At 68.0% G+C, this 26,352-nt stretch carries 24 protein-coding genes; 19 read left to right on the forward strand and 5 right to left on the reverse strand.

What is annotated here, in order from left to right; all coding sequences use genetic code 11:
- Positions 1-130 precede the first annotated feature (130 nt).
- The 12 genes from ACS5PN_RS04780 to ACS5PN_RS04835 all read left to right on the forward strand — a co-directional run bounded on the left by ACS5PN_RS04780 (position 131) and on the right by ACS5PN_RS04835 (position 12,749).
- Complete coding sequence (locus tag ACS5PN_RS04780; protein ID WP_439462790.1) at positions 131-2,434, forward strand: response regulator; 2,304 nt, start codon at positions 131-133, stop codon at positions 2,432-2,434.
- A complete protein-coding gene (locus ACS5PN_RS04785; RefSeq protein ID WP_439462791.1) occupies positions 2,431-4,455 on the forward strand; it encodes an ATP-binding response regulator in 2,025 nt (674 codons plus the stop codon). The genes ACS5PN_RS04780 and ACS5PN_RS04785 overlap by 4 nt, the downstream gene beginning before the upstream one ends.
- Complete coding sequence (locus ACS5PN_RS04790; protein ID WP_439462792.1) at positions 4,452-5,555, forward strand: HD-GYP domain-containing protein; 1,104 nt, start codon at positions 4,452-4,454, stop codon at positions 5,553-5,555. The genes ACS5PN_RS04785 and ACS5PN_RS04790 overlap by 4 nt, the downstream gene beginning before the upstream one ends.
- Positions 5,556-5,650: 95 nt before the next feature.
- Positions 5,651-6,388, forward strand: coding sequence for a sulfurtransferase (locus ACS5PN_RS04795; protein WP_439462793.1), 738 nt, complete (start codon positions 5,651-5,653; stop codon positions 6,386-6,388).
- Positions 6,389-6,538: 150 nt separating this feature from the next.
- Positions 6,539-7,489 carry an alpha/beta fold hydrolase gene (locus tag ACS5PN_RS04800; protein WP_439462794.1) on the forward strand — a complete coding sequence of 317 codons (951 nt, stop codon included), beginning with the start codon at positions 6,539-6,541 and terminating at the stop codon, positions 7,487-7,489.
- A 26-nt stretch (positions 7,490-7,515) separates the two neighbouring features.
- Positions 7,516-8,307 (forward strand): ABC transporter substrate-binding protein, encoded by a 792-nt coding sequence (locus ACS5PN_RS04805; RefSeq protein ID WP_439462795.1) that lies wholly within the window; start codon positions 7,516-7,518, stop codon positions 8,305-8,307.
- A complete protein-coding gene (locus ACS5PN_RS04810; protein ID WP_439462796.1) occupies positions 8,307-9,092 on the forward strand; it encodes a transporter substrate-binding domain-containing protein in 786 nt (261 codons plus the stop codon). Before ACS5PN_RS04805 ends, ACS5PN_RS04810 begins: the two co-directional genes overlap by 1 nt.
- 17 nt (positions 9,093-9,109) lie before the next feature.
- Positions 9,110-9,799, forward strand: a complete 690-nt coding sequence (locus tag ACS5PN_RS04815; RefSeq protein ID WP_439462797.1) for an ABC transporter permease — start codon at positions 9,110-9,112, stop codon at positions 9,797-9,799.
- On the forward strand, positions 9,796-10,482 hold the full coding sequence (locus tag ACS5PN_RS04820) for an ABC transporter permease (RefSeq protein ID WP_439462798.1): 687 nt from the start codon (positions 9,796-9,798) through the stop codon (positions 10,480-10,482). The genes ACS5PN_RS04815 and ACS5PN_RS04820 overlap by 4 nt, the downstream gene beginning before the upstream one ends.
- Before the next feature lie 2 nt (positions 10,483-10,484).
- A complete protein-coding gene (locus ACS5PN_RS04825) occupies positions 10,485-11,600 on the forward strand; it encodes a succinylglutamate desuccinylase/aspartoacylase family protein (protein ID WP_439462799.1) in 1,116 nt (371 codons plus the stop codon).
- Between the two features lie 14 nt (positions 11,601-11,614).
- Positions 11,615-12,385, forward strand: coding sequence for an ABC transporter ATP-binding protein (locus ACS5PN_RS04830; RefSeq protein WP_439462800.1), 771 nt, complete (start codon positions 11,615-11,617; stop codon positions 12,383-12,385).
- 1 nt (position 12,386) lies between these two features.
- Positions 12,387-12,749, forward strand: a complete 363-nt coding sequence (locus ACS5PN_RS04835; RefSeq protein WP_439462801.1) for a YbaN family protein — start codon at positions 12,387-12,389, stop codon at positions 12,747-12,749.
- A 6-nt stretch (positions 12,750-12,755) separates the two neighbouring features.
- Here ACS5PN_RS04835 and ACS5PN_RS04840 read toward each other — a convergent pair whose 3' ends face one another.
- From ACS5PN_RS04840 to ACS5PN_RS04850, 3 genes are all read right to left on the reverse strand, one after another.
- Complete coding sequence (locus tag ACS5PN_RS04840) at positions 12,756-13,778, reverse strand: hypothetical protein (protein WP_439462802.1); 1,023 nt, start codon at positions 13,776-13,778, stop codon at positions 12,756-12,758.
- A 104-nt stretch (positions 13,779-13,882) separates the two neighbouring features.
- The gene (locus ACS5PN_RS04845; protein WP_439462803.1) at positions 13,883-15,925 is read right to left on the reverse strand and encodes a M3 family metallopeptidase; all 2,043 of its coding nucleotides are present in this window, start codon (positions 15,923-15,925) and stop codon (positions 13,883-13,885) included.
- Positions 15,926-16,003: 78 nt separating this feature from the next.
- Positions 16,004-16,666, reverse strand: a complete 663-nt coding sequence (locus ACS5PN_RS04850) for a hypothetical protein (protein WP_439462804.1) — start codon at positions 16,664-16,666, stop codon at positions 16,004-16,006.
- Between the two features lie 104 nt (positions 16,667-16,770).
- Between ACS5PN_RS04850 and ACS5PN_RS04855 the strand changes: the two genes are divergently transcribed.
- Genes ACS5PN_RS04855 through argG form a run of 3 tightly spaced genes read left to right on the forward strand, consistent with a single transcriptional unit; the run spans position 16,771 to position 18,921 of the window.
- On the forward strand, positions 16,771-17,331 hold the full coding sequence (locus ACS5PN_RS04855; RefSeq protein ID WP_439462805.1) for a YaeQ family protein: 561 nt from the start codon (positions 16,771-16,773) through the stop codon (positions 17,329-17,331).
- Positions 17,328-17,594, forward strand: a complete 267-nt coding sequence (locus tag ACS5PN_RS04860) for a GNAT family N-acetyltransferase (protein ID WP_439462806.1) — start codon at positions 17,328-17,330, stop codon at positions 17,592-17,594. Before ACS5PN_RS04855 ends, ACS5PN_RS04860 begins: the two co-directional genes overlap by 4 nt.
- 10 nt (positions 17,595-17,604) lie before the next feature.
- Positions 17,605-18,921 carry an argininosuccinate synthase gene (gene argG / locus ACS5PN_RS04865; protein WP_439462807.1) on the forward strand — a complete coding sequence of 439 codons (1,317 nt, stop codon included), beginning with the start codon at positions 17,605-17,607 and terminating at the stop codon, positions 18,919-18,921.
- Between the two features lie 161 nt (positions 18,922-19,082).
- On the opposite strand, the gene ACS5PN_RS04870 is transcribed toward argG, so the two are convergent.
- Both ACS5PN_RS04870 and murB read right to left on the reverse strand, forming a co-directional pair.
- Complete coding sequence (locus ACS5PN_RS04870; protein ID WP_439462808.1) at positions 19,083-19,910, reverse strand: DNA ligase; 828 nt, start codon at positions 19,908-19,910, stop codon at positions 19,083-19,085.
- 72 nt (positions 19,911-19,982) lie between these two features.
- Positions 19,983-21,011, reverse strand: a complete 1,029-nt coding sequence (gene murB, locus ACS5PN_RS04875; protein ID WP_439463693.1) for a UDP-N-acetylmuramate dehydrogenase — start codon at positions 21,009-21,011, stop codon at positions 19,983-19,985.
- Positions 21,012-21,130: 119 nt separating this feature from the next.
- On the opposite strand from murB, the gene ACS5PN_RS04880 reads away from it, so the two are divergent.
- The 4 genes from ACS5PN_RS04880 (at position 21,131) to ACS5PN_RS04895 (ending at position 26,243) form a co-directional block, all read left to right on the forward strand.
- On the forward strand, positions 21,131-21,619 hold the full coding sequence (locus tag ACS5PN_RS04880; RefSeq protein ID WP_439462809.1) for a YajQ family cyclic di-GMP-binding protein: 489 nt from the start codon (positions 21,131-21,133) through the stop codon (positions 21,617-21,619).
- Positions 21,620-21,621: 2 nt separating this feature from the next.
- A complete protein-coding gene (locus ACS5PN_RS04885) occupies positions 21,622-22,281 on the forward strand; it encodes a retropepsin-like aspartic protease family protein (protein WP_439462810.1) in 660 nt (219 codons plus the stop codon).
- Positions 22,282-22,336: 55 nt separating this feature from the next.
- Positions 22,337-25,144 (forward strand): XrtA/PEP-CTERM system TPR-repeat protein PrsT, encoded by a 2,808-nt coding sequence (prsT, locus tag ACS5PN_RS04890; RefSeq protein WP_439462811.1) that lies wholly within the window; start codon positions 22,337-22,339, stop codon positions 25,142-25,144.
- 172 nt (positions 25,145-25,316) lie between these two features.
- Positions 25,317-26,243 carry a PEP-CTERM sorting domain-containing protein gene (locus ACS5PN_RS04895; RefSeq protein ID WP_439462812.1) on the forward strand — a complete coding sequence of 309 codons (927 nt, stop codon included), beginning with the start codon at positions 25,317-25,319 and terminating at the stop codon, positions 26,241-26,243.
- The last annotated feature ends 109 nt before the right edge of the window (positions 26,244-26,352 follow it).

Genomic DNA, 26,352 nt, shown 5'->3' on the forward strand with positions numbered 1-26,352 from the left:
AGGGCATGCCGGGGGCTTTCCCCAGGACATAGGTGTGGATTCCGTCGCACATTTCGCGCATCCCGCCCTCACATAATCGCCGGGCCTGTCAGCACTGCTGCAGCAGGCCTCAGTTCCACGCGATCGCCCCATGCCCCAGCGCAAGTTCACGCTCGGCCTTCTCTGGCTTGCCATGGCGGCATTGCTGGTGCTGCTGTTCCTGCTCTGGGGCTTGCGCGGCATCGGTGGCACGGCGGCTGATGTCGCGCTGGTGATCAATGCCCTGCTGCTGCCCCTGCCGCCGCTGTGCGTGCTGGCGCTGCGCCGCAATGTCAACGCCGCCGAGGCCCACAAGGCCGCCACCGAAGCCAAGACACGCTTCCTGGCCCAGATCAGCCACGAGATCCGCACGCCCATGAATGCGGTCATGGGCATGACGCAGCTGGCCCTGCAGACCCAGCTCACACCCGAGCAGCGCGACCTGCTGACCAAGGCCGACGCCGCTTCGCGCACCCTGCTCGGCCTCGTCAACGACGTGCTGGACGTCTCCAAGATCGAAGCCGGCCACATGGAGATCGAGTCCCTGCCGCTGCGCCTGGAGGACGTCGTCGGCCAGGCCATGGAACTGGTGCGGCCGGTGCATACCAATCCCGCTGTCGCGCTGATCTGCGACTGGGCCGACGCCAGCCTGCTCGGCCCGCGCGGCCAACTGCGCGGCGATGCACTGCGGCTGCAGCAGGTGCTGGTCAACCTGCTGTCCAACGCCCTCAAGTTCACGCCGGCCGGCCAGGTGCAGCTGCGGCTGGCCGCCGCGCCCACCGACGATCGGGGCCGGGTGCCGCTGACGCTGACGGTGCAGGACAGCGGCATCGGCATGAGTGCCGAGCAGCTCGACGGCTTGTTCGGCGAGTTCAGGCAGGGCGACGCCTCCATCCAGCGACGCTACGGCGGCACCGGTCTGGGCCTGTCCATCGCCCGGCGCCTGGTCGAATTGATGGGCGGCAAGCTGGACGTGCGCAGCGAGCCGGGCCGGGGCAGCAGCTTCGAGATCCGTCTGCCCCTGCTTCTGGACACCACCGCCACGGCGCCTGCACCCCTCAAGCCACAGCGCCTGCTGCTCGCCAAGGCTCGCCCCGAAGGCCGCGAGGCGACGCTGGCCATGCTGCGCCATCTCGGCCTGGGGTCCGGCGTCGCCGCCAGCGTCGATGCCGCCAGCACACTTGCCGCGCTGGGCGGCGCCCGCGAGGCCGGCCGCCCCTTTGAATGGCTGCTGCTGGACTGGCAGCTGCCCGGCCCCGGCGGCGCGGAGTTGCTGGCCCAGTTGCGCCGCGACCACCCGGCCCTGCGCATCGCCGTGCTGTGCCCACCGGGCGCCGATGAAGGCCCGGCCCAGGCCCGCAGCTTCGGCGCGCGGGCCCTCTGCCCCAAGCCCCTGCTGCCCGGCGAGTTGCGTCGCCTGCTCGACGACGCGCCCGCCGATCGCCCCGCCAACGTCGACACGCAATCCCTGGCCGGCCTGCGCGTGCTGCTGGTCGAGGACCACCCCGTCAACCAGGAGATCGCTCTGCGCCTGCTGAGCAGCCGCGGTGCCCAGGTCGACGTGGCCGCCAACGGCCAGGAGGGGCTGGACCGCCTGCTGGCGCGCGGCCCCGCCGCCTACGACCTGGTGCTGATGGACCTGCAGATGCCCGTGCTCGACGGCCTCAGCGCGACGCGCAAGCTGCGCGAGCTGCCCGAGTTCGACGCCCTGCCCGTGCTGGCCATGACGGCCCACGCGCTGGCCGAGGAGCGCGCCGAATGCACGGCCGTCGGCATGCAGGGCCATATCGCCAAGCCGCTGGACGTGACCCGGCTGGTGCGTGAACTGCAGCGCTACCGCCCCAAGCCCCCACCGCAGCCGCCCCGCCCCACGCTGGACCTGCAGACCGGCCTGCGCCAGTTCGATGGCCAATCGGCCCTGTACCGCCGCACGCTGCAGGGCTTCGCGGATCAATACGCCGCGGGCCTCGCCGGCTGGGCCGACTGGCTGGCCAGCGGCAACTGGGCCGAACTGCGCCGCGCGGCCCACACCCTGCAAGGCCTGGCCGCGACACTCGGCGCCCATCCCCTGCACCAGGCCGCCCTCGCACTGGAGCGCAGCGCCGCCACCTCCGATGCCGACAGCGCCGGCCGGCATCTGGACCGTGTCGCACCCGCACTCGACCTGCTGCAGGCCGAGATCCAGGCGGCACTGGCCCGCAGCTGGGACGGCGCCGCGGCGCCCCGCGCCAGCGGGCCGGGCAATGTGGCCGAACTGCACCAGTTGCTGGCCCAGAGTGACAGCCGGGCCTTGGACTGGTGGCAGGCGCACGGTGCGCACAGCGGCCTGGCGCCCGATCTGCACCAGCGCCTGGAGCGCGCCCTCGCCGCCCTCGACTTCGATGCCGCAGCCCATGCACTGAAAGGCAAGGCTTGAGGGCGCCGGTCATCATCGTTCTCGGTCCGGTCGGCACGCGCTGGCTGTTCAAGGTCATCGTCGCTTCGGCGCTGTGTGCCTGGGCGGGCGAGACCCTGCTGGGCGTCATCGAGCCCAGCGACCGCATCGCGTATCCGCTGATCACGACGGCCTTCTCCGCACTGGCCTTGCTGGTCTGGCGCCTGCCGCAGCGGCTGCGCGTCTGGCAGCGCATCGGCGTCACGCTGCTGGCCCTGTATTTCTCGCTGAGCATGCTGGTGTTCACGCTGCGGCCCGACCCGGGCCCCAGCCTCTACACCCTGGGCAGCTTTGCGCCCTGGGCCATGGGAGGCTGCCTGCTGCTGTTCACGACCTGGCGGGCCCGCGAAGCCCTGTTCATCTCGCTCAGCCTGCTCGTCGTCATGCTGGCGCCACCGACGCTGCTGCGCTTTTACGGCACACCGCCGCAATGGCTGATGGAGGGCTGGCCGCTGATCGCCAATATCGGCCTGTGCCAGACCATGTTCTGTCTCGCGCTCTGGGGCTTGTCGCGGCAGATCGGCCGCCTGACGCAGCTGGCGCCGGCGGCCGAGGGCCTGGCCACGGCCGAGGACCTGGTCGCAGCGCGCATGGCCGAGATGGAACGCTCCCGCGCCGCGGCTGAAACGGCTTCGCGGGCCAAGTCCGACTTCCTGGCCAACATCGGCCACGAGATCCGCACGCCGATGAACACCGTGCTCGGCCTGACGCGACTGCTGCTGGAGGGCCGACTGCAGGCCGACCAGCGTGGCCGCCTGCAGGAAGTGGCCAAGGCCGGCGAGTCCCTGGTCAAGCTCATCGACGGCCTGCTGGACTATGCCGACCTGGACGCCGGCCGCATGCAGCTGGCCCATGAACCCCTGCACATCGAGCAGTTGCTGGCCAGCGCCTTCGACGCCGTACGCCCGGCCGCCCAGGCCAAGCAGCTGGAGCTGATCTGCGACATCGCATCGCCCGAGCTGCTGGGCGCTGCCGGTGCACGCCGCGGGGACGCGGTCCGCCTGACCCAGCTCATCACCGAGCTGCTGGTCAACGCCGTCAAGTTCACGCCGGCCGGCCAGATCAAGCTCAGCGCCTCGGTGGACGCCTCCGGCGGCTGGCTGCTGCGGGTGCGCGACAGCGGCGTCGGCATGGCGGCGGAGCATCTGACCCGCCTTTTCACGCCCTTTGCGCAGGCCGAGGCCGGCGCGAGCAGGCGCTTTGGCGGCACCGGCCTGGGCCTAGCCATCTGCCGCGCGCTGGCCGAACGCATGGGCGGCACACTGACAGCGCGCAGCGCCCCAGGCCGTGGCAGCGAATTCGAGCTCAGCCTGCCACCGTCGCCCTGCGCCGACCTGGCCCCGCCACCGCCACCGCCCGCACGGCGTGTGCTGCTGGTGCAGGCCACCCACAGCGGTGGCCACGAGACCCTGATCGCGCTGCTGAAGGCGCTGGCGCCGAGCAGCCGCGTCGACCTGCTGGCCCAGGGACGCCAGGCGCTGGGCCGGCTGGTCTCCGTGCCGGCCAGCCAGCCCTATGACCTGTTGCTGATCGACTGGGTGCTGCCCGACATGGAAGGCAGCGAGCTGCTCGCAAGCCTGAAGGAGAGCGGCCCGCCGCGCGCCCGCCGTACGGTGCTGCTGAGCGCCTTCGACACGCCGGTGCTGCGCGAGCGTGCGCTGCGCCTGGGCGCCGAGTCCCTGTGCGCCAAGCCCCTGCTGCCGCACATGCTGCGCCGCCTGCTCGACCTGGACCGCCCGCTGCCGGTGGACCTGCCCATGCCCGATGTCGTCGACCCGACCACGCCTGGCGCCGATCCCACCACGCTGATGAGCGAGCTCGACACCCTGCTGGGCGAGGCCGACAGCAATGCGCTGACGCTGTACGAGCAGCATGAATCCGCCTTCATCGAGATGCTGCCGGCGCCCCAGGCCAAGGCCCTGGCGGGTGCGATGCAGCGCTTCGATTTCGACGAGGCCCAGGCCGCGCTGCGCGGCAAGACCAAGGATGCGAGCAAGCCATGACGATGATGCCGCCCGAGATCGCCACCCAGGCCACCGTCCTCGTCGTCGACGACACGCCGGCCAACCTGACGCTGCTGGCCCAGGTGCTCAAGCCCGACTACCGCGTGCAACTCGCCGTCAGCGGCGCCAAGGCGCTGGAGATCTGCCGCCGCCAGCCGCCCGACCTCATCGTGCTCGACGTGATGATGCCGGAGATGGATGGCTATGAGGTCTGCCGCCAGCTGAAAAGCGACCCGGCCACACGCCGCACGCCCGTCATCTTCCTGACAGCCCTGACCCGTCCCGAGGACGAGAGCGCCGGCTTCGATGCCGGCGGTGCCGACTTCATCCACAAGCCGTTCAACCCGGCCACCGTGCTGGCCCGGGTGCGCACCCATCTGCAGCTCAAGCTGGCCGAAGACCATCTGCTGCGCCACAACGCCCAGCTGAGCGGCGAGCTGGAAGCGCGCCGGGTCGAGGTCGAACGGCTGCGCGACACCACCCTCTTCGTCATGGTGGGCCTGGCCGAATTCCGCGATGCCGACACCGGCAATCACATCCAGCGCACCCAGGAGTACGTGCGCACGCTGGCGCAGTGGATCGCCGCCCAGCCCGACGGTCCGGTAGACCTGACGGCCGAAGCCATCGATGAACTCGCCAAGGCCGCGCCTCTGCACGACATCGGCAAGGTCGCCATCCCCGACGGCATCCTGCTCAAGCCCGGCAAGCTGTCGCCCGACGAATGGCAGGTCATGAAGACCCATGCGGAGCACGGCGCCGACCTGCTGCAGCGCGCCATCGACAAGCTGGGCGAAGACGCCGGTCCCATGCTGACCTTCGGCAAGCAGATCGCCCGCCACCACCACGAGAAATGGGACGGCAGCGGCTATCCCGACGGCCTGGCCGGCGAAGCCATCCCGCTGTCGGCCCGGTTGATGGCTGTCGCCGACGTCTATGACGCACTGATCAGCGTGCGCCCCTACAAGCAGGCCATGAGCCACGACGACGCCCTGGCCTTCATCCGCGGCGGCAGCGGCAGCCATTTCGATCCGCGCATCGTCGATGCCCTCAATGCCTGCCTGGATGAAGTGCGCGGCATCGCGTCCCGATGGGCCGACTGAGGACAGGCGGCCCAACTGCTTGGGCCGACTCGCCTCAGTCGGGGCACTCGCTCTGCGAGTGCGCGCCCTGCAGGCGGATTGATAATCGCGGGCCCATGCAGTCCGGCCCCATCCTCAATATCTCCTGCTACCTCTTCGTCTCGCTGACCGACACGGCAGCGCTGCGCGACCGCCTCGAAGCCCGGGCGCTGGCCCTGGACCTCAAGGGCACCGTGCTGATCGCCGAGGAAGGCATCAACCTCTTCCTGGCCGGCCCGGCCGACGCCGTGAACGCCTGGGTCGACGAGTTGCGGGCCGACACGCGCTTCGACACGCTCGTGCCCAAGGAAAGCTGGAGCGAGGTGCAGCCCTTCCAACGCCTCAAGGTCAAGGTCAAGCCCGAGATCATCCGCATGAACCGGCCGGCCGTGCGCCCCGACCAAGCGCCGCGCGCACCCGCGCTGGCCCCGGCGACGCTGGTGCGCTGGCTGGACCAGGGCCATGACGACGACGGCCGCGAGGTGGTGCTGCTGGACACGCGCAACGGCTTCGAGGTCGACGAGGGCGCTTTTGACGGCGCCATCGACTGGCGGCTGCACAAGTTCAGCGACTTTCCCGACGCGCTGGCGGCCCACCGCGACGAGCTCGTCGGCAAGACGGTGGTGAGCTACTGCACCGGCGGTATCCGCTGCGAGAAGGCGGCCATGGTGCTCGAGGAACAGGGCCTGACGGCCTGGCAGCTGGATGGCGGCATCCTGAAATACTTCGAGGACACCGGCGGCAAGCATTACCACGGCAACTGCTTCGTCTTCGACGATCGCAGGGGCGTCAACGCTGACCTCTCCCCGAAGTGATGCCCCTCGCCCAGTCTTGCCGCGCTGAACGCGGGCCAGCCCAGTCGGTCCCCGAGGGGACGGCGATGCTCACGGCATCAAGCCGCGAGCAAATCGCCAGGCGGGCCGGCTAGGGAGCGGCCCGGCGCTCGGCCCGAAAATCCCTCCAAGATGAAATTACGTGAATTTGCGCTGAAGGCATTCGGCATCCTGCTGATGCTGGCCGCCCTGGGCTTTGCCGTCAGCAAGGCGCCCGATCGCTCGCTGGAAAGCCTGGTGCCGCGCTGGGCCCCGCCGCCGTCGGACTTCGTCGACCTCGATGGCCTGCTGGTGCACTACCGCGACCAGGGCCCGAGCAGCGACCCGCTGCCCATCGTCCTCATCCACGGCACCAGCGCCAGCCTGCACACCTGGGAGGGCTGGGTGGCCGAGCTCAGCGCCACCCGGCGCGTCATCAGCTTCGACCTGCCCGGCTTCGGCCTGACCGGCCCGAACGCGGAGAACGACTACAGCGACGCCCGCTATGTCGCCTTCGTGCGCCAGCTGCTGGCCCGCCTCGGCGTGGGCCGGGCGATCCTGGGCGGCAACTCCCTGGGCGGTGGGATCGCCTGGCAGGTGGCGCTGGCCGACCCGGCTCACGTCGCCGGCCTCGTCCTGGTCGATGCCGCCGGCTTCGCTTTCGAGCCGGAATCCCTGCCCCTGGGCTTTCGGATCGCCCGCATTCCGGTGCTGCGCGAGCCCATGCGCTGGGTGCTGCCGCGCCGCGCCATCGAGGACAGCGTGCTCGACGTCTACGGCGACAAGAGCCGCGTCACCGCCGCCCTGGTGGACCGCTACTACGAGCTGGCGTTGCGCGAAGGCAACCGTGTCGCCCTGATGAGGCGCATGGACCAGCTCGCACCGGGCCCCGTCGAGCGCCTGGGTGAGATCAAGGTGCCCACCCTCATCCTCTGGGGCGAGCGCGATCGCCTCATTCCGCTGCGCTGGGGCCGTGAGTTCGAAAAAGGCATTCCGGGCAGCCGATTGGTGGTTTTCCCGACCCTAGGCCATGTGCCTCAGGAGGAGGACCCGGCTGCTACCCTTGCGGCCTTGCGCGACTGGCTACCCAACGTCGCCCGCTGAACACCGTCCCACCCAAGAGGTTTGACATGAAGAAACGCTCCCTGATCGCGCTGGCCCTGCTGGCCGCCGCATCGCTGGCCCAGGCCCAGGCTCCTGAATGGAAGAAGCTGCGCATCGGCGTCGAAGGCGCCTACCCGCCTTTCTCCGAGATCGGCCCCGATGGCAAGCTCAAGGGCTTCGAGATCGAACTGGTGCAGGCCTACTGCGCCGAGATGAAGGCCCAGTGCACCCTGGTGCAGCAGGACTTCGACGGTCTCATCCCCGCCCTGCAATCGCGCAAGGTCGACGCCATCTTCGCCAGCGTCTCCATCACCGAGGAGCGCCAGAAGGTCATCGCCTTCACCAAGCCCTACTACAACACCCCGGCCCGCCTCATTGCCAAGACCGGCGTGAAGCTCGACCCGACGGCCGCCGGCCTGAAGGGCAAGAAGATCGGCGTGCAGCGCGGCACGACCCATGAGACCTATGCCGCCGCCACCTTCAAGCAGAGCGAGATCGTGCGCTACGGCAGCCAGGACCAGGTCTTCCTCGACCTGAAGAGCGGCCGCATCGACGCCACGCTGATGGACTCGCCCGCCGGTGACTTCGGCTTCCTGAAGAAGCCCGAAGGCAAGGGCTTTGCCTTCTCCGGCCCGGCCATCATCGACGACAAGGTCTTCGGCGTCGGCACCGGTGTCGGCATGCGCAAGGCTGACGAGGCGACGCTGGGCAAGAAGTTCAACGCCGCCATCGACGCCGTGCAGGCCAACGGCACCTTCAAGAAGCTGGCCGACAAGTATTTCGACTACGACATCGCGCCGCGCACCAAGCAGCAGTGATGCGACGCCGCTCGGCCCTGGCAGCGACGACCCTGGCCTTCGCCGGCACGGCGATGGGCCAGGCCGCGCCCCAGCGCCTGCGCATCGGTTTCGCCGTCGGCTATGCGCCCTTCAGCGAGATCGGCACCGACGGCCAGCTCAAGGGCTTCGAGATCGACGTGGCCCAGGCGCTGAGCACCCGGCTGGCCCTGCCCTACACGCCGGTCATCCTGGAGTTCGACGGGCTGATCCCGGCGCTGCAGTCGCGCAAGATCGACGCCATCATGGCCTCGATGTCCATCACGCCGGAGCGCCAGCAGGTCATCGCGTTTTCGTCGCCCTACTACTTCTCGCCGGCCCGCATGGTCATGCGCGGCGACACGCGCACCGACGTGACGCCGGCGGGCATGAAGAGCAAGCGCGTCGGCGTGGAGCGCGGCACCATCCATGAGCGCTTCCTGGCCGAGCAGTTCGGCGGCATCCAGCTGGTGCGTTATGCGACCCAGGACCAGGCCTTCCTGGACCTGAAGTCGGGCCGCCTGGATGCCACCCTGGTGGACGCCGTCATCGCCCAGTTCGGCTTCCTCAACCATGCCGACGGCCGCGGCTTCGGCTTCGTCGGCCCCGATTTCGCGCGCGACCAGCGCTACTACGGCAAGGGCATAGGCGTCGGCCTGCGCAAGGCCGAGGCCGGCACGCTGGGCCAACGCATCGACGAGGCCCTGGCGGCACTGCGCAGCAACGGCACCCTCAAGACCCTCAACGACCGCTATTTCAGCTTCGATCTCGTCACCCCTCCACGCTGATCGCGGCCTCTCTCTTCATGTTGCACGGATTCCTCCCCAGCCTGCTCGAAGGCTCCGCCGTCACTCTGGCGGTGGCCCTGTCCTCGCTGGCCATCGCCGCCCTGCTCGGGCTCATCGGCGCCCTGGCCAAGCTGTCGCGCTCGCGGGTCGCGCGGGGCGTCGCCGCCACCTACACGACGCTGATCCGCGGCGTGCCCGATCTGGTGCTGATGCTGCTCGTCTTCTACGGCGGCCAGCTGGCCATCAACGCCGCCGCGCCCATGCTCGGCCACGAGGACTACATTGACATCGACCCCTTCTTCGCCGGCGTGCTGACCATCGGCTTCATCTTCGGCGCCTACCTGACCGAGGCCTTCCGCGGTGCCTTCCTGGCCGTGCCGCCGGGCCAGCGCGAAGCCGGCCTGGCTTACGGCATGAGCCCGCGCCAGGTGCTGTGGCGCATCACGCTGCCGCAGATGCTGCGCCATGCGCTGCCGGGCATCTCCAACAACTGGCTGGTGCTGATCAAGAGCACGGCCATCGTGTCCGTCATCGGCCTGTCCGACCTGATGACGCGCGGCAAGCAGGCCGCCGGCACGACGCGCGAGCCTTTCACCTTCTTCCTGGCCGTGGCCGTCATCTATCTCGTGTTCACCAGCGTCTCCGAACTCGTCTTCGCCTGGGCGCAGAAGCGCCTGGCCATCGGCACCAAGGCAGGCCGGCTATGAATTTCGACGCCGTTTTCGAGAACTACCCGCTCTATCTGAACGGCCTGGTCACGTCGCTGCAGCTGCTGGTGCTGTCCCTGCTCGGCGGCCTGGTGCTGGCCGTGCCGCTGGCCGTCGTGCGCACGGTCTTCCTGGTCTGGCCGTCGCGTCTGGTCTGGGTCTACACCTACGTCTTCCGCGGCACGCCGATGCTGGTGCAGCTCTTCCTCATCTACTACGGCGCGGCCCAGTTCGAGGTCGTGCGCGACAGCTGGGCTTGGCCCTGGCTGTCGTCGGCCACCTTCTGCGCCTGGCTGACCTTCACGCTGAACACGGCCGCTTACACGACCGAGATCATTGCCGGCAGCATCCGCGCCCTGCCCGCCGGCGAGATCGAGGCCGCCAAGGCCCTGGGCATGAGCCGCGGCCTGATGCTGCGCCGTATCGTGCTGCCCGCGGCCCTGCGCCGCGCCCTGCCGGCCTACGGCAACGAGGCCATCTTCATGCTGCATGGCACCTCGCTGGCCAGCACCGTCACGCTGCTGGACGTGACCGGCGCGGCCCAGCAGGTCTATGCCAAGTACTACCTGCCCTTTGAGGCCTTCATCACCGCCGGCGCCTTCTACTTCGTGCTGACGCTCAGCCTGGTCGGGCTGTTCCGCTGGGCCGAGAACCGCTGGCTGAAACCCATGATGAGCCGTTGATCATGAACCTCGTCCGCCATCCCCTGATTTCTCCCGCGCCGGGCACCCAGCGCGAACTCGTCTCGCTGCACTACGGCAAGCCTGGCGGCCAGAAGGCGTATATCCAGGCCTCCCTGCATGGCGACGAATTGCCCGGCATGCTGGTCGCCCACCATCTGCGCCAGCGGCTCGATGCCCTCGAGGCGGCCGGCCAGATCACCGGCGAAATCGTCCTCGTGCCCGTGGCCAACCCTATCGGCCTCTCCCAGTTCGTGCTGCATGCCCACCTGGGCCGCTTCGAGCTGACGACGGGTGAGAACTTCAACCGCCACTACCCGGACCAGATCGAGGCCGTGGCCGCCGCCGTCGAGCCCCAACTGGGCAATGACGCCAAGGCCAACGTCGCCCTGCTGCGTCGCGCGCTGAAGGCGGCCGTCGAGGCCGCCCCCGTCGACACCGAACTGCAGTCCCAGCGCCGCCAGCTGATGGCCCTGAGCTGCGATGCCGACATCGTGCTGGACCTGCACTGCGACGCTCAGGCCCTGATGCATCTCTACACCGAGACGCCCTGCTGGCCCGATTGCGAACCGCTGGCAGCCTTCCTTGGCTCGCGCCTGACGCTGCTGGCCCAGGACTCGGGCGACAACCCCTTCGACGAGGCCTGCTCCCAGGTCTGGTGGAAATGGGCAAAACACTTCGGCAACCGCTTCCCCATCCCGCAGGCCTGCCTGTCGGTCACCGTCGAGCTGCGCGGCGCCGCCGATGTGACCCATGAGCTGGCTTCGGCCGATGCGAAGAACATCATCGATTTCCTGCGCTGGCGCGGCCTGATCGCCGGCGACAAGCCCGCGGTCCCCCAGGCCGTCGGCGATGCCCGTCCGCTGGCCGGCAGCATGCCCATCAAGTCGCCCGTCGCCGGCGTGCTGACCTTCGTCAAGGAGGTTGGCGCCGAGGTGCTGGCCGGGGAGGTGCTGGCCCATGTCATCGACCCCATCACGGCCCGCGTCACCGAATTGAAGAGCCCCGTCGACGGCCTCTTCTTCGCCCGCGACTTCCTGCGCTTTGCCAATGCCGGCATGCGCGTGGCCAAGGTGGCCGGCAGAGAAGCGATTCGCACCGGAAAACTCCTCGGCGCCTGAACAACTAGAACAACATGAGCGACATCCAACTCCAGGCCACCAACATCCACAAGCGCTTTGGCGAGCGCGAAGTGCTCAAGGGCATTTCCTTCAGCGCGAAGCGCGGCGACGTCGTCACGCTGATCGGCTCCTCGGGCTCGGGCAAGAGCACCTTCCTGCGCTGCCTGAACCTGCTCGAGCAGCCCAACGAGGGCGAGCTGAGCCTGTGCGGCGAGAACCTGAAGCTGACCCGCGACCGCGACGGCAGCCTGAAGGCCGCCGACGCCAGGCAGCTGCAGCTGTGGCGCGCCAAGCTGGCCATGGTTTTCCAGAACTTCAACCTCTGGGCCCACATGACGGTGCTGGAGAACGTCATCGAGGCGCCCGTGCACGTGCTGGGCAAGTCCAAGGCCGAGGCCATCGAGCGGGCCCAGGCCCTGCTGGCGCGCGTCGGCGTGTCGCACCGCGCCCATGTCTACCCGGCCCAGCTGTCGGGTGGCGAGCAGCAGCGCGTGGCCATCGCCCGCGCCCTGGCCGTCGACCCCGAGGTCATGCTGTTCGACGAGCCGACGTCGGCTCTGGACCCCGAGCTGGTCGGCGAAGTCCTCAAGGTCATGCGCGACCTGGCTTCGGAGGGCCGCACCATGGTCGTCGTAACCCACGAGATGGGCTTTGCCCGCGAGGTCTCCAACCACTGCCTCTTCCTGCACCAGGGCAAGGTGGAAGAGGAAGGCAACCCCAAGGAAATGCTGATCAAGCCGCAGTGCGAGCGGCTGCAGCAGTTCCTCAGCGGGGGTCTGAAATAGCGTGACCCTGCGCAGCCTGCTGTGGCGGGCACTGGCTCTTTTGAGCCTGGCTCTCGGCCTGATCGGCCTGGTGCTGCCGGTCGTGCCGACCGTCCCCTTCCTGCTGCTCGCCGCCTGGGCCGCCGGCAAGGGCTGGCCGGTCCTGGAGCGTTGGCTGCTCAACCATGCGCATTTCGGCCCCCACATCCGCGGCTGGCGGGAGCGCGGCGCGGTACCGCGGCGGGCCAAGTGGATGGCCAGCCTGATGATGACGGCCAGTGCGGTGATGCTGGCGCTGACGCCGGCCCCTCTGGCCGTCAAGATCGCCGTGCCGGCGCTGATGCTGGCCGTCGCGATCTGGCTCTGGCGCCGCCCCGAAGCCTGAGCGTCGTTACTTCAACTCTGCCCAGCTCTTCGTCGTCTGGGCCTCGTAGCGGCCATCACCCTCGGCGTCCACTTCCAGCCGGGCCTGCGTGGCATTCACCGATGAGATGCGCAGGGCCGAACCACCATTGCCCTGCACCATCAGCTGGCCGCTGCTCGGATAGCGGTCGCTGCCGGTGATGACCAGCGGCTGAGGCGTCGTGACGATGACCCGCTTGCCGCCCAGGCCGCTGCTGGAGATCTGGCCCTCGTAGCTGATGGTGGTGCGGCTGACACCGGTGACGGTCTCGGTGCGCAGGGTGAGCTTCACACCGCTCAGCGTCGTCGTGAAGGGCTGGCCGTCCTGGCGGCCCGAGAACATCATGAAGTCCGTCGACAGCTTGAGCTCGCTGACGGTCGGCGTCTGGGTCTGCGTGAAATTGAGCGTGCCGTCACCCTGCACCGTGTCCGCACCGCGGGTGGCACTGAAGGCGCTCAGCGTGACGGCCAGCGTCGCGCCATAGCTGCTGCTGTCGATGAAACCGCTGAGCGACTGCACGGCAAAGCTGACGCGCCCCTGCAGCACCGTGCCGTCCTCTTCCCTGCACGACTGGGCCTCCAGCGCGATGCCATCTCCGTTGTCGAAGCGGCCGTTGCTGTTGCTGTCGGCCAGGCTCACCACCAGGCTGCCGCCTCCACTGCAGGGCAGGGTCTGGCGCAGCTGGATGCCCAGCAGCAGGGCCAGCGGCGTGCCCGGCGAACGCAAGGCACGGCGCGTCAGGTCGACGCTCAGGCGCAGCAGCCAGGGCGCGGCGCCGATCGGGTCGAACACACCGACATCGCCGACACCGATGGGAACGAAGACATTGGCGACGCTGGCCCGTCCGGCGGTTTCGTAATTGCTCGATGCCAGGTTCAAGTCCTGGGAGTCTTCCGGCACCCGCACGATGGGGTCGCTGCTCCCACCGCCACCGCCGCCACAAGCGGCCAAGCCCAGCGCCAAAGCCAGGGCAAGCACAGTGCCGGCGCGGCGCTTTCGATGCAAAGCCATCTTGGTTGACTCCCTTGAATAACGCCGCGATCACCGGGATGTCGATCGCCGCACGCTCAAGTGTGCCTCGGCGCCGTGAAAAGCCAAAGAGCGCCCTGCGCGCTTCAGGCGGGCAGCAACCCGCGATCCTTCAGCATGGGCTCGACCACAGGATCACGGCCGCGGAAGGCACGGAAGGCCTCGCCCGGTTCGCGGCTGTTGCCCGCCGAGTAGATGCACTCGCGCAGCCGCGCCGCCACCGCCGTGTCGAAGACATTGCCGGCCTCGACGAAAGCATCGAAGGCGTCGCAGTCCAGCACCTCGGCCCACAGATAGACGTAGTAGCCCGCGGCATAGCCGGCGCTGCTGAACAGATGCTGAAAATGGGTCAGCCGATGGTTGATGCCGACCTCGGCCGGCAACTCCCACTTGGCCAGCGTGTCGCGCTCGAAGGCCACGACGTCGGCAGGCGACTGCGACGCCGAATGGGCGGCCATGTCGACGATGGCGCTGGCCGTGTAGCGCAGCGTCTCGTAGCCCTGGCCGAACTGGCGCGCCGCCTGCAGCTTGGCCAGCAGCGCGTCGGGCAGGGGCTCGTCGGTTTGCCAGTGGCGGGCGAACTTCTTCAGCACCTCGGGCTCGGCCATCCAGTGCTCGTAGAGCTGGGACGGCAGCTCGACGAAATCGCGCAGCACCTGGGTGCCGGCCAGGCGCTCATGCTCGACGCTGGAGAGCAGGCCGTGCAGGCCGTGGCCGAACTCGTGGAAGAGCGTGCGCACGTCGTCAAAGCTCAGCAGCGTCGGCTCACCCGCCGCGCCGCGAGCGAAGTTGTTGTTGTTCAAGATGACCGGCGTCGCGCCGAGAGCGCGGCTCTGGTTGCGCATGGCATTCATCCAGGCGCCGCTGCGCTTGGTGGGCCGGGCGAAGTTGTCCTGCAGGAACAGGCCGCGCAGGGAGCCGTCGGCATTGAAGACCTCGTAGGCACGCACGTCGGCGTGATAGCCGGCGAGATCCGGCCGCGGCTTGAACTGCAGGCCGAACAGCCGGCTGGCGCAGTCGAACATCGCTGCCACCATGCGGTCGAGCGAGAAGTAAGGCTTGACCTCGGCCTCGTCCAGTTCGAAGCGGGCCCGCCGGGCCTGCTCGGCGTAGAAGCGCCAATCCCAGGCCTCCAGCGCATGCGTGACGCCTGCGGCGGCCATGGCGCCCTGCACCGCTTCACGCTCGCGGACCTGCGCCGCCAGGGCCGGGTGCCAGACGCGCTCCAGCAGGCCCATGACGGCAGACTGCGTGCGCGCCATGGTGTCCTCCAGCGCGTAGTCGGCATAGCAGGCATGGCCATGCAGCTTCGCCTGCTCGGCGCGCAGTTCGAGGATCTCTCGGCAGATCTCGCGGTTGTCCGTCTCACCCGTGTCATCGCCGCGCCCGACCCAGGCGCGCCAGGCCTGCTCGCGCAGGTCGCGACGGGCACTGAAGCTCAGGAAAGGCACGATCAGCGAGCGCGACAGCGTGATGACGTGGATGCCTTCCCCCAGGTCACGGTCGATGGCGGCCTGGCGCGCCGCGGCGCGCACGAAGTCCGGCAGTCCGGCGAGTTCGGCTTCGGTGGTCAGGCGCAACTGGTAGCTGCTCTCGGCGCCCAGCACGTTCTGCGCAAAGCGCGTGTTCAGCTCGGCCAGGCGGGCCATGACGGCGGCATAGCGCGCCCTCGCCTCGGGCGCCAGACGGGCGCCGGAGCGCAGAAAGTCCAGGTGCACGCGCTCCAGCAGGCGCTGCTGCTCGGATGTCAGGGCCAGCTTTTCGCGCTGCTCGAACAGGGCCTCGACCCGCGTGAACAGACCCTGGTGCATGTAGACGGCGCTGCCGTGGTCGGCCAGGGGCGCTGCCATGGCGCGCTGCACGGCCTGCAGTTCCGGCGAAGTGGCCGAGGCGGCCAGCGTGTAGAACAGGTGCTCCAGCCGGGTGAGCTGGCGGCCGCTGGCGTCGAAGGCCGCCAGCGTGTTGGCGAAGCTGGGCGCTTCGGTCTGGCTGGCGATGGCGTCGATCTCGGCGCGATGAGCCGCCAGTGCGGCGTCGAAGGCGGGCTGGAAATGCGCCGGGGCGATGTCGGCGAAGGGAGGCAGGCCGTGTGGGCCGGCCCAGTCCTGCAGCAGCGGGTTGGTGCTCATGAGGAGATCCTGGCGGAAAACAAAAAGGGCCGCTTCCTGCCGGAGGCGGCCCGTTGTGGGGTCAATGCGAGCCGCGGATCACTTGGCGGCGGCAGCCTTTTCCTTGCGGATGGCCTTTTCGTCGTTCTCGTCGTAGGCCTTGTTGCTGCATTCGGCCTTCCACTTGTCGTTGGCGTCGAAGTGCTTCTCGGTGCGCTCCTCGATGGCCTTGAACTGGGCGTCCAGCGCATCGACCTTGTCGGAGAAGGCCTTGCGCTTCGTGGCCTGTTCGGCGTCGGCAGCCTTGACGCTGTCAACCATGGTGCCGAAGGCGGCGGTACGGGCCGTATAGGCTTCGTTGCGGGCCTTGAGTTCGGCCTTCTCGAGCTTGGGAGCCTCGGCCGTCAGCGTCTCATGGGCCTTCAGGATGGCTTCCTTCTCTGCCTTCACGTCGGCCACCTGCTTGGCCAGGGCGGCCTCGCCGGATTCGATGGTGGCCTTCTCGCCCTTGAGCTTGTCGGCATTGGCCTTGTAGGCAGCCTGGTCGGCCTTGATGGCGTCGGCTTCCTTGCTGTTGGCGTCTTGCTGGTCGATGCAGGCGCGCAGTTCGTCGCGCGACATCAGCTTGGGCTTGGGCTTCTCGACAACGGGGTTGCTGACCTTGTTGTTCTTCGGGTCGACCTTGGCCTTGGTGTTGTTGGTGACTTGTGCCTGGGCGGAGACGGCAATGACCAGGGCCAGCGGAAGGAGGATGCGTTTCATGTCGAGGGCGCAACTCGGGTTGCGAAGGTTCCAAACGGGAAGCGGAATCATGCCACGAGGCTTCGCCGCGATAATGTTCGGCTGCTTCCGGTTACCACCATCCCATGGCGCTCAAAGCCACCATCTACAAAGCCCAACTCCAGATCGCCGACATGGACCGACACGTCTATGGCGACCACAGCCTCACCCTGGCCTGCCACCCGAGCGAGACCGAGGAAAGGCTGATGATCCGCGTGCTGGCCTTTGCGCTGAACGTGCCGGCCGATGATCTCAACGGCCGGCTCGAGTTCACCAAGGGCCTGTCCGACGTCGACGAGCCCGACCTCTGGCAACTCGACTTGACCGGCGAGGTGCAGCACTGGATCGACCTCGGCCAGCCCGACGACCGCCGCCTGATGAAGGCCCACGGCCGCGCGCGGCGCGTCAGCGTCTACAGCTTCGCGTCCAGCACACCGGTGTGGTGGGCGGGCCTCGAGAACAAGCTCACCCGCGCGCCCCGCGTGGCGGTCTGGCAGATCCCTGCGGAGCAATCGCAGGCCCTCGCCGCCCTGGCTGAGCGCAGCATGCAGCTGCAGATCAGCATCCAGGATGGCAGCGTCTATGTGTCGACCGCCAACGCCTCGGTCGAGATCCATCCCGTCGCCCTGAAGCCCGCCGCGGAATGACACCCGTCCACGAACCTGACCACCAGCGCTTCACGCTGCCGACCACGCCGACCAGCGTGCTCGACTACGTGCGGGACGGCGGCCAGGTCGTCTTTACCCACACCGGCGTGCCCGAGGCCTACCGCGGCCAGGGCCTCGCGGCCCGGCTCGTCGAGGCCGGCCTGCAATGGGCCCAGGCCGAAGGGCTGAAGGTCGTGCCGGCCTGCAGCTACGCCCAGCTTTACCTCCAGCGCCACCCCGAGTGGCAACACCTCGTCGCCTGAAGAGATTCCTATGTCCACGATCCTGCAATCCGTTCCCGTCGGCCAGAAGGTCGGCATCGCCTTCTCCGGCGGCCTCGACACCTCCGCCGCCCTGCACTGGATGAAGCTCAAGGGCGCCCTGCCCTATGCCTACACGGCCAACCTGGGCCAGCCCGACGAGCCGGACTACGACGAGATCCCGCGCAAGGCCATGCTGTACGGCGCCGAGAAGGCCGTGCTGGTGGATTGCCGCGCGCAATTGGTCGCCGAAGGCATTGCCGCCCTGCAGGCCGGCGCCTTCCACATCAGCACCGCCGGCGTCACCTACTTCAACACCACGCCCATCGGCCGCGCCGTGACCGGCACCATGCTGGTGGCCGCCATGCAGGCCGACGGCGTCAACATCTGGGGTGACGGCTCGACCTTCAAGGGCAATGACATCGAGCGCTTCTACCGCTACGGCCTGCTGACCAACCCGTCGCTGAAGATCTACAAGCCCTGGCTGGACCAGACCTTCATCGATGAGCTGGGCGGTCGTGCCGAGATGTCGGCCTTCATGACGGAGAAGGGCTTCGCCTACAAGATGAGCGCCGAGAAGGCCTACTCAACCGACTCCAATATGCTGGGCGCGACGCATGAGGCCAAGGATCTCGAGCACCTGAACACCGGCATCAAGATCGTCAACCCCATCATGGGCGTGGCCTTCTGGCGCGACGATGTGGTGGTCAAGGCCGAGCAGGTCTCGGTGCGCTTCGAGGAAGGCATGCCCGTCGCGCTGAACGGCGTCGAGTACCGCGACCCCGTCGCCCTGCTGGCCGAGGCCAACAAGATCGGCGGCCGCCACGGCCTGGGCATGAGCGACCAGATCGAGAACCGCATCATCGAGGCCAAGAGCCGCGGCATCTACGAGGCCCCGGGCCTGGCCCTGCTGCACATCGCCTACGAGCGCCTGGTCACCGGCATCCACAACGAGGACACCATCGAGCAGTACCGCGACAACGGCCGCAAGCTGGGCCGCCTGCTCTACCAGGGCCGCTGGTTCGACCCGCAGGCCATCATGCTGCGCGAAGCCGCCCAACGCTGGATCGCCCGCGCCGTCACCGGCGAGGTGGCCATCGAGCTGCGCCGCGGCAACGACTACTCGCTGCTGGACACCAAGAGCCCCAACCTGACCTATGCGCCCGAACGCCTGAGCATGGAGAAGGTGGAGGACGCGCCCTTCAGTCCCGCCGACCGCATCGGCCAGCTGACCATGCGCAACCTGGACATCACCGACACCCGCGCCAAGCTGGGCATCTACACCGGCACGGGCCTGCTGGCCGGCGGCGGCCTGCCCCAGATCGAGTAATCCCTAGGCTGCCCGGCTGGCCAGTCGGAAGCGAATACTGTATAAATCTACAGTATTCGCTTTTGAGGAGTCCGCCATGCACAGCCAGTACCGTCAGAACTACGTCCCCGGCCGCCCGCTGCCCCTGTGGCTGCAGAAGCTGCTGAGCTGGCTGTGATCGGTCAAAACGCTTCCGCCACGCGCAGGAAACTGGCAAAGCGCGGCTTGCCACCCGGCGTCAGGTCGCGATAGCGATAGGTCACGGTGGCGCCGACGGCCGGTGGGTCGCGACGCTGCGCGTCGCTGAAGCCGGTGCCCAGCTTGAAGCGAACACCCTCGGGCGTCTGCACCTCCAGTGCACCCAGCTGACCCGCGAAGCGCCCGCTGCCGGGCTCATGGCCCATCACGACCGCTTCGGCATCCGCCACCGGCTTGAGCTTGAGCAGCAGGTCGCTGCGCCCCGAAGCCAGCGGCGCGTCGGCCCGATGCAACATCAGGCCTTCACCGCCGGCGTCGACCACCTGCTTGAGCCGGGCGCGAAGCTCGGCGTTGGAGTCCAGCCGTTGCTGCTGCACCGGCATGACGACGCCACCGCCCAGGGTCGCCAGCTTGGCGGCACGACGTTCGAAGTCGCCCTCACCTGCGGGCAGCTCGAAGACCCGATAGCTGATGAGGCGCCACTCGGCATCCACTGGCGTGGTGCGCCTCACGGTGGCAGAAAGAGGATCGAAGCTGTGCCGCCCCATCCACAGCTCGCCGTCCAGGGCCAGCTTGGGCAGCTCGGCCAGAAACCAGGCGGGCGCCGCCACGGTTCGGCCGCTGCGGAACTTCAGCACTTGGCCGTTCCACAGCGCGCGAACGCCGTCGAACTTCTCGCTGACGAGATAGGGCTTCGGGTCGATGCCTGCCGGCGCGTTCTTCGCCAGCAGCGGCTCCAATGCCAGCGCCGGCGCGCTCAAGCTCGCCAGCCAAGCCAGCCACATGCGCCGGTTCAGGGTCATCCCATCCATGGCCATCCTCCGTTGACAGCGGAAGCTCCATGATCGATCCGGCAGGCCGCCCATGGGCGGCAGGATTCACCTCTAGACGACCACCGGCTCCGGCTCCAGCCGGATGCCGAAGCGCCCATAGACGCTTTCCTGGATGGCCCGCGCCAGCGTGACGACCTCGGCGCCACGCGCGTCCGCCTTGTTGACCAGCACCAGGGCCTGCTTGTCGTAGACCGCCGCCCCGCCCACGGTCTTCCCCTTCCAGCCACAGGCGTCGATCATCCAGCCGGCGGCCAGCTTCACGCTGCCATCGGGCATGGGATAGTGAACGATGCCGGGGTCGCGGCCGATGATGTCGCGGCACTGCTCGGCCGTAACGACGGGGTTCTTGAAAAAGCTGCCGGCATTGCCGATGACGGCAGGATCGGGCAGCTTGGCGCGGCGCACGGCGCAGATCCAGTCGTAGATCTGGCGCGCATCCGGCGCCGTGATGCCCGTCTCGGCCATCTTGCGCTCGATCTCGAGGTAACCCAGCACCGGCTGCCAGGGCCTGGGCAGGCGGAATCTCACCCGCGTGATGACGCTCTTGCCGGCCAGGCCGCCAAAGTCGCTGTGCTTGAAGACGCTGTCGCGGTAGCCGAAGCGGCAGACCTCGGCCGGCAGCAGCGCCGGCCGGCCGGTGATGAGGTCCATGACTTCGACCGCCTCCAGCCTGTCCTTGACCTCGATGCCATAGGCGCCCACGTTCTGCACCGGCGCGGCGCCCACCGTGCCGGGGATCAGTGCCATGTTCTCCAGCCCCGGATAGCCGTGGTCCAGCGTCCAGGTGACGAATTCGTGCCAGACGACGCCGGCGCCGGCCTCGACGATCCAGGCGTCGTCGCGGGCCTCCAACAGCCGGATGCCGGGAATCTCCACTTTCAGCACGACAGCGTCGACATCCCGGGTCAGGACCAGGTTGCTGCCCCCGCCCAGGACGAACTTCGACGCGCGCCCCAGTTCGGGATGATCGACGACACGGCGGACATCGGCTGCCTCACGGATGCGCACCAGACGCTTGGCCAGAGCAGGCAGGCCGAAGGTGTTGTAAGGCTTGAGATTGACGTCGGTCTCGATGTGCAGGGAGAGCGGCACTCCGTTCGAGGGGGTCTGCAGGGGCGTGGGCATGGGACAATTTTTTGGCGCCCTGCACGACGTGCAGGCAGCAAAATTTTCGCCGATTCCATCCACAGGTCCTGCAAATGCCCAGCTTCGACACCGTTCTCGAACCCGACCACGTCAAGATCCGCAATGGCGTGGACAACGCCATCAAGGAAATCGGCACCCGTTTCGACTTCAAGGGCACGGGCGCCAAGGTCGAACTCAAGGACAAGGAAATCCACGCCACCGGCGACAGCGAGTTCCAGCTGGAGCAGATCGAGGCCGTGCTCTACGGCAAGCTGACCAAGCAGGATGTCGTCATCGGCTTCCTGGACAAGCAGGAAAAGATCGAGAAGCTCGGCGGCGACAAGGTGCGCCAGGTCTACAAGATCAAGGAAGGCATCGAGGCCACGCTGGCCAAGAAGATCGTCGCCTCGCTGAAGGAGAGCAAGCTCAAGGTCCAGGCCAGCATCCAGGGCGATGCCGTGCGCGTGACCGGCAAGAACCGCGATGACCTCCAGACCGGCATTGCCCACCTGAAGAAGAGCTTCAGCGACACGCCGCTCACCTACAACAACTTCCGCGATTGAGCATGCGCTGCATTGCGCGGCCTCTCGCCTTTCCGGCCCTGCTGCTGGGTCTCGGTCTCGCCAACGCCCAGGACCAGGCGCCTGCGCAGGTGCATCTCAACGGCATGCTGGGCACGCGCGCTGCGCTGCTCGTCATCGACGGCGAGGCGCGCACCATGCAAGTCGGCACGACGGCCCTGGGCGTCAAGCTCATCGCGCTGGAAGATGGGCGCGCCACGGTCGAGTACGGCGGCAAGCGCCAGACGCTGGCCATGGGCGCCGCGCCAGGACGGCTCGAGGCCAACCCGGGCGCCCAACGTCAGATCGTCCTGCCGGTCGGCCCCGGGGGTCATTTCACGGCCACAGGGACGATCAACGGGCATACGACCACCTTTCTGGTCGATACCGGCGCCACCAGCGTGGCCATCGGCCAGATCGAGGCCGACAAGCTGGGCCTGCGCTACCTGAATGGCAGGCGCCTGATCACGCAGACGGCCAACGGCATCGCCCCGGCCTACCAGCTCAGCCTGAGCAGCGTGCGCATCGGCGGCGTCGAGATCCGCGACGTTGAAGCCATCGTCATCCCGGGACTGACGAGCCATGTGCTGCTGGGCAACAGCTTTTTGAACCGCTTCCAGATGCGGCGCGAGAACGACGTCATGACTCTGGACTTGCGCCGCTGATCGCGGTGGACAGCTTCTGCAAGAATCCGCCGCCTACTTTCGCCGGCCCGCCTCGATGACACGTCAATCCGCCTCGCTATCTGGCCTGCTGGCCGCCCTGCTGATTGCCGGCGCTCCCGTCGCCCTGGCCCAGGATGCCACCAAGGCCTCGCGTTTCTACGAGGACGCGCTGCAGCGCTACGAGAAACACGACATCGCCGGCGCCATCGTGCAGTTGAAGAATGCGCTGCAGGCCGACAAGAACCAGCTGTCCGTCCACGTGCTGCTGGGCAAGGCCCTGCTGGCCGACAGCCAGCCGTCCGCGGCGGAGTTCGAGTTGGGCGAAGCCCTGCGCCTGGGCGTCAATCGGGCCGAAGTCGCCGTGGCCCTGGCCATGGCCATGAACTCCCAGGGCAAGCAGCCGCAGACGCTGGAAGACCCGCGCCTGCAGCCTGCCGGCCTGCCGCCGGGCATCCAGCAGCAGTTGATGCTGGAGCGCGCACTGGCCCAGTCCGACCTGGGCGACACCAAGGCGGCGCTGGCCAGTGTGCTGGATGCGCGTGCGCTGAACACCGCTGAACCCAATGGCTGGATGGCCGAAGTGCCGCTGCGCGTGCGCAGCCGCCAGTTCAACGAGGCCCATGCCGCCGCCGACCAAGCGCTGAAGCTGGCTCCCGACAACGCCGAGGCCCTCTACCAGAAGGCCTCGATCTTCCATGCCAGCGGCCAGATCGCCCCGGCCCTGGCCGGCTACGAGCGCGCCATCAAGGCCAACCCCAAGCATGCCGAGTCCCACCTCGCCCGCGCCGGCCTGCTGATCGACCTGAACCGCGATGCCGACGCGCTGGCGGAGGTCAACGAACTCCAGGCCCTCAAGCCCAACGATCCGCGCGGCGCCTATCTGCGCGCCGTGCTCGCCGAGCGCGCCAACGACGCGGCGACTTCACGGGCGGCCCTGAAGCGCATCACCGACCTGCTCGACCCGGTGCCCATCGAGTACATCCGTTACCGCACCCAGCTGCTGATGCTCAACGGCCTGGCTCATTACAGCCTGGGCGAACTCGAAAAGGCCAAACCCTTCCTGGAGCTGGCCTCGCGCCAGCAGCCGGGCAGCCCGCTCGTCAAGCTGCTGGCCCAGGTCGCGTTGAAGGAACCCAACGTCAACCGCGCCATCGAGCTGCTGGACGCCTACGTCAAGGCCCGCCCTGGCGACGGCCAGGCCCTGCTGATGCTGGCCTCGGCGCACATGAGCCAGGGCAGGCATGCACGCGCCACTGCCCTGATGCAGGAGGCCCTGCGGGCCAAGGACTCACCGGAATACCGCACGGCGCTCGGCCTGTCGCTGCTGCAGAGCGGCAAGGCGGCACCGGCCGCCGAAGAACTCGCCAAGGCCTACAAGGCCGATCCCAAGCAGACCTATGCCGGGCTGGCCCTGATCACCCTGCATCTGCGCGAAGGCCAGTCCGCCAAAGCCCTCGCCGTGGCCGACAACCTGGCGCGCGCCAACCCGAACAACGCCACGGTCCTGATGGTGCAGGCCTATGCCAAGACCCAGTCCGGCGACTACCCCGGCGGCCGTGCCGGCTATGAAAAGGCCCTCAAGCTCGACCCGCAACTGATGGAGGCCCGGCTGGGCCTGGTTCGCATCGACACCGTGACCGGCAACTACGAGGCCGCCAACAAGCGGCTGCGCGAGGTGCTCAAGGGTGATGAGCGCAACACCAATGTGCTGTTCGAACTGGCCCTGCTGCACGAGCTCTGGGGCAAGGACGACGAAGCCCTGAAATGGCTGGAAAGCGCGGTGGACGCCAGCGGCCCGCGCGAGACGCGCGCCAATTTCGCGCTGGTGGCCTGGCATCTGCGCAAGGGCCAGCCGGCACGCGCCGTCGACGCGGCCAAGGCCTTGCTGGCCAAGCTGCCCGAGGACGTCGAAGCGTTGCAGGCCTATGCCGGCGCCCAGGCCGCCAATGGCGACCCGGCCGGCGCCAAGACGACGCTGACCAACGCCGCCCGGCGCGCCGCTTTCGATGCACCGCGCCTGCTCGAAGTGGCGCGTCAGCAAGCCAGCATCAAGGACTACAGCGGCGCCTCCTACAGCCTGGACAAGGCCCTCAGCGGCAATCCGGACTATGTGCCGGCCCTGGCCATGCTTGCCAGCATCGATCTGGCCCAGGGCGACGCCGCCAAGTCCGAACAGCGCGCCAAGCAGGTCATCCAGGCCGCACCCAAGGCCGCCATCGGCTACAACCTGCTCGCCGAGGTCGCCACCTCCCGCGGCCAGGCAAACGTCGCCATCGATGCCCTGCGCAAGGCCCATGACATCGAGAAGTCCCAGGCCAGCCTGGCACGGCTGATGCGCGCCGTCGGCGCCCAGAGCGGGCCCAAGGCCGCCATCGACCTGGGCGAGGCCTGGCTCAAGAAGAACCCGAGCGACCTGGCGGTGCGCAATGCCGTCGCCATCCAGCATCTGCGCGGCCATGACTACGCTGCGGCCCGCAAGCAGTACGAGATCATCCTGAAGCAGCGGCCCAACCATGCCGACACGCTGAACAACCTCGCCAACGTGCTGATGGAGTCCAAAGACCCCGGAGCACTGGACATGGCCGAACGCGCCTACAAGGTGGACAACCGCAACCCCATGCTGATGGACACCGCCGGTTGGGCCAACCACCTCGCCGGCAAGCCGGACCGCGCCCTGCAGCTGCTGCGTGACGCCCGGCTGCGCGCACCGGACAACCGCGATATTCGCTACCACCTGGCTGCCGTGCTGGCCAAGGCAGGCCGCAGCGCGGAGGCGCGCGAGGAGCTGAAGGCCGCCCTCAGGGATAACGTGAGCTTTGCCTCGGCTGAAGATGCCAAGAAATTGCTGGCCACCCTCAACTGAGGGGGCAAAGCGCCTGATTTGGCTGTCGGTTGTTCTTACAATTTTCAACAGTCACCGCGCAGCCCCAACTGGCAAGCCATTGAATCGCAATAAATTTTCTGGTTTGGCATCAAGCTTGCTACAAAACTCGCAAACGCCAATCGCCGCTGGTGACAGCCCAAAAGGAAAAACGATGAAAGCCCAAAAGTCTCGCTGGATCGCCCTGACCGCCCTCATCGCCGGTCTGAGTCTTGCCTCCAGCGCTCAAGCCTATTGGAGCCTGGACACGACGCCCACCAACACCGTAGGTGACAGCGGCAATGCCGCCTACACGGTCCAGATGTCGGGTTTCTATGCCGCCAACGATGCCAACAACAAGGTCACGGGCAGCAACTGGGTGGCCAATTCGCTGACCCAGTTCGCGGGCAACGGCCAAGGCATGTATTCGGGCAGCGACAACGGTTCGCCCTACCACGCCCTGGACAACAACCAGAACACCGAAGGCGTGCTGCTGAGCTTCAGCGCCTCGACCGTGCTGACCAGCGTCGGCCTGGGCTACACCTCGAACAGCGAAATCAGCTGCAAGAACAACAGCACCCAAGCCGTCACCTACCAGAACGGCGGCACCTGCGGCGCCGGCACGACTCAATTGGCGAGCGGCCTGGTTGACGTGTCTGTGTGGCGCTGGGTGGGCGGCGCGGGTGGCCCCACGGCAGGCGCCTCGCTGACCAACACCAGCTCCAGCACGATGGCAGGCTGGGAACTGGTGGGCAACTATGGCGACATGATCCAGGACACCAGCAACCCCTACAACCAGGTCAACGGCTCCGGCAAGACCTCCAGCTGGTGGCTGATCACGGCCTACAACTCGGGCTTCGCCCAGACGGCCAACAGCTCGACGTCCATCGCCACGGAAAACCGTGCCACGCTGACCAACGGCGACGACTTCTTCAAGCTCTACGCCGTGGCCGGCACCAAGTGCACGCAGACCGTCAACAACAAGGGCGTTTGCGGCGGCACCAACCTCAACGTGCCCGAGCCGGCTTCCCTGGCCCTGACCAGCGTTGCCCTCATCGGTGTGGCCGGCCTGCGTCGCCGCAAGGTCAAGCTCGCTGCCTGATCCGAGTCATCTCGAACGAAAAGCCGCCTCCGGGCGGCTTTTTGCTTTTCCGGCCCGAGCTCGTTGCCCTGTCCCTGGCCGGACAGCCAGGATGCGAACGACCGTGCTA

It is taken from the genome of Roseateles sp. NT4 (assembly GCF_051857475.1).
Taxonomy (GTDB): domain Bacteria; phylum Pseudomonadota; class Gammaproteobacteria; order Burkholderiales; family Burkholderiaceae_C; genus Pelomonas.

What these genes read in the sequence shown, in the direction of transcription:
- prsT (WP_439462811.1), top strand. Translation starts at nt 22,337, where the DNA reads ATGACACGTCAATCCGCCTCGCTATCTGGCCTGCTGGCCGCCCTGCTG.
- ACS5PN_RS04820 (WP_439462798.1), top strand. Translation starts at nt 9,796, where the DNA reads ATGAATTTCGACGCCGTTTTCGAGAACTACCCGCTCTATCTGAACGGC.
- ACS5PN_RS04815 (WP_439462797.1), top strand. Translation starts at nt 9,110, where the DNA reads ATGTTGCACGGATTCCTCCCCAGCCTGCTCGAAGGCTCCGCCGTCACT.
- ACS5PN_RS04790 (WP_439462792.1), top strand. Translation starts at nt 4,452, where the DNA reads ATGACGATGATGCCGCCCGAGATCGCCACCCAGGCCACCGTCCTCGTC.
- ACS5PN_RS04840 (WP_439462802.1), bottom strand. Translation starts at nt 13,778, where the DNA reads ATGGCTTTGCATCGAAAGCGCCGCGCCGGCACTGTGCTTGCCCTGGCT.
- ACS5PN_RS04805 (WP_439462795.1), top strand. Translation starts at nt 7,516, where the DNA reads ATGAAGAAACGCTCCCTGATCGCGCTGGCCCTGCTGGCCGCCGCATCG.
- ACS5PN_RS04855 (WP_439462805.1), top strand. Translation starts at nt 16,771, where the DNA reads ATGGCGCTCAAAGCCACCATCTACAAAGCCCAACTCCAGATCGCCGAC.
- ACS5PN_RS04895 (WP_439462812.1), top strand. Translation starts at nt 25,317, where the DNA reads ATGAAAGCCCAAAAGTCTCGCTGGATCGCCCTGACCGCCCTCATCGCC.
- ACS5PN_RS04845 (WP_439462803.1), bottom strand. Translation starts at nt 15,925, where the DNA reads ATGAGCACCAACCCGCTGCTGCAGGACTGGGCCGGCCCACACGGCCTG.
- argG (WP_439462807.1), top strand. Translation starts at nt 17,605, where the DNA reads ATGTCCACGATCCTGCAATCCGTTCCCGTCGGCCAGAAGGTCGGCATC.
- ACS5PN_RS04860 (WP_439462806.1), top strand. Translation starts at nt 17,328, where the DNA reads ATGACACCCGTCCACGAACCTGACCACCAGCGCTTCACGCTGCCGACC.
- ACS5PN_RS04870 (WP_439462808.1), bottom strand. Translation starts at nt 19,910, where the DNA reads ATGGATGGGATGACCCTGAACCGGCGCATGTGGCTGGCTTGGCTGGCG.
- ACS5PN_RS04810 (WP_439462796.1), top strand. Translation starts at nt 8,307, where the DNA reads ATGCGACGCCGCTCGGCCCTGGCAGCGACGACCCTGGCCTTCGCCGGC.
- ACS5PN_RS04825 (WP_439462799.1), top strand. Translation starts at nt 10,485, where the DNA reads ATGAACCTCGTCCGCCATCCCCTGATTTCTCCCGCGCCGGGCACCCAG.
- ACS5PN_RS04850 (WP_439462804.1), bottom strand. Translation starts at nt 16,666, where the DNA reads ATGAAACGCATCCTCCTTCCGCTGGCCCTGGTCATTGCCGTCTCCGCC.
- ACS5PN_RS04780 (WP_439462790.1), top strand. Translation starts at nt 131, where the DNA reads ATGCCCCAGCGCAAGTTCACGCTCGGCCTTCTCTGGCTTGCCATGGCG.
- ACS5PN_RS04795 (WP_439462793.1), top strand. Translation starts at nt 5,651, where the DNA reads ATGCAGTCCGGCCCCATCCTCAATATCTCCTGCTACCTCTTCGTCTCG.
- ACS5PN_RS04880 (WP_439462809.1), top strand. Translation starts at nt 21,131, where the DNA reads ATGCCCAGCTTCGACACCGTTCTCGAACCCGACCACGTCAAGATCCGC.
- ACS5PN_RS04830 (WP_439462800.1), top strand. Translation starts at nt 11,615, where the DNA reads ATGAGCGACATCCAACTCCAGGCCACCAACATCCACAAGCGCTTTGGC.
- ACS5PN_RS04800 (WP_439462794.1), top strand. Translation starts at nt 6,539, where the DNA reads ATGAAATTACGTGAATTTGCGCTGAAGGCATTCGGCATCCTGCTGATG.
- ACS5PN_RS04885 (WP_439462810.1), top strand. Translation starts at nt 21,622, where the DNA reads ATGCGCTGCATTGCGCGGCCTCTCGCCTTTCCGGCCCTGCTGCTGGGT.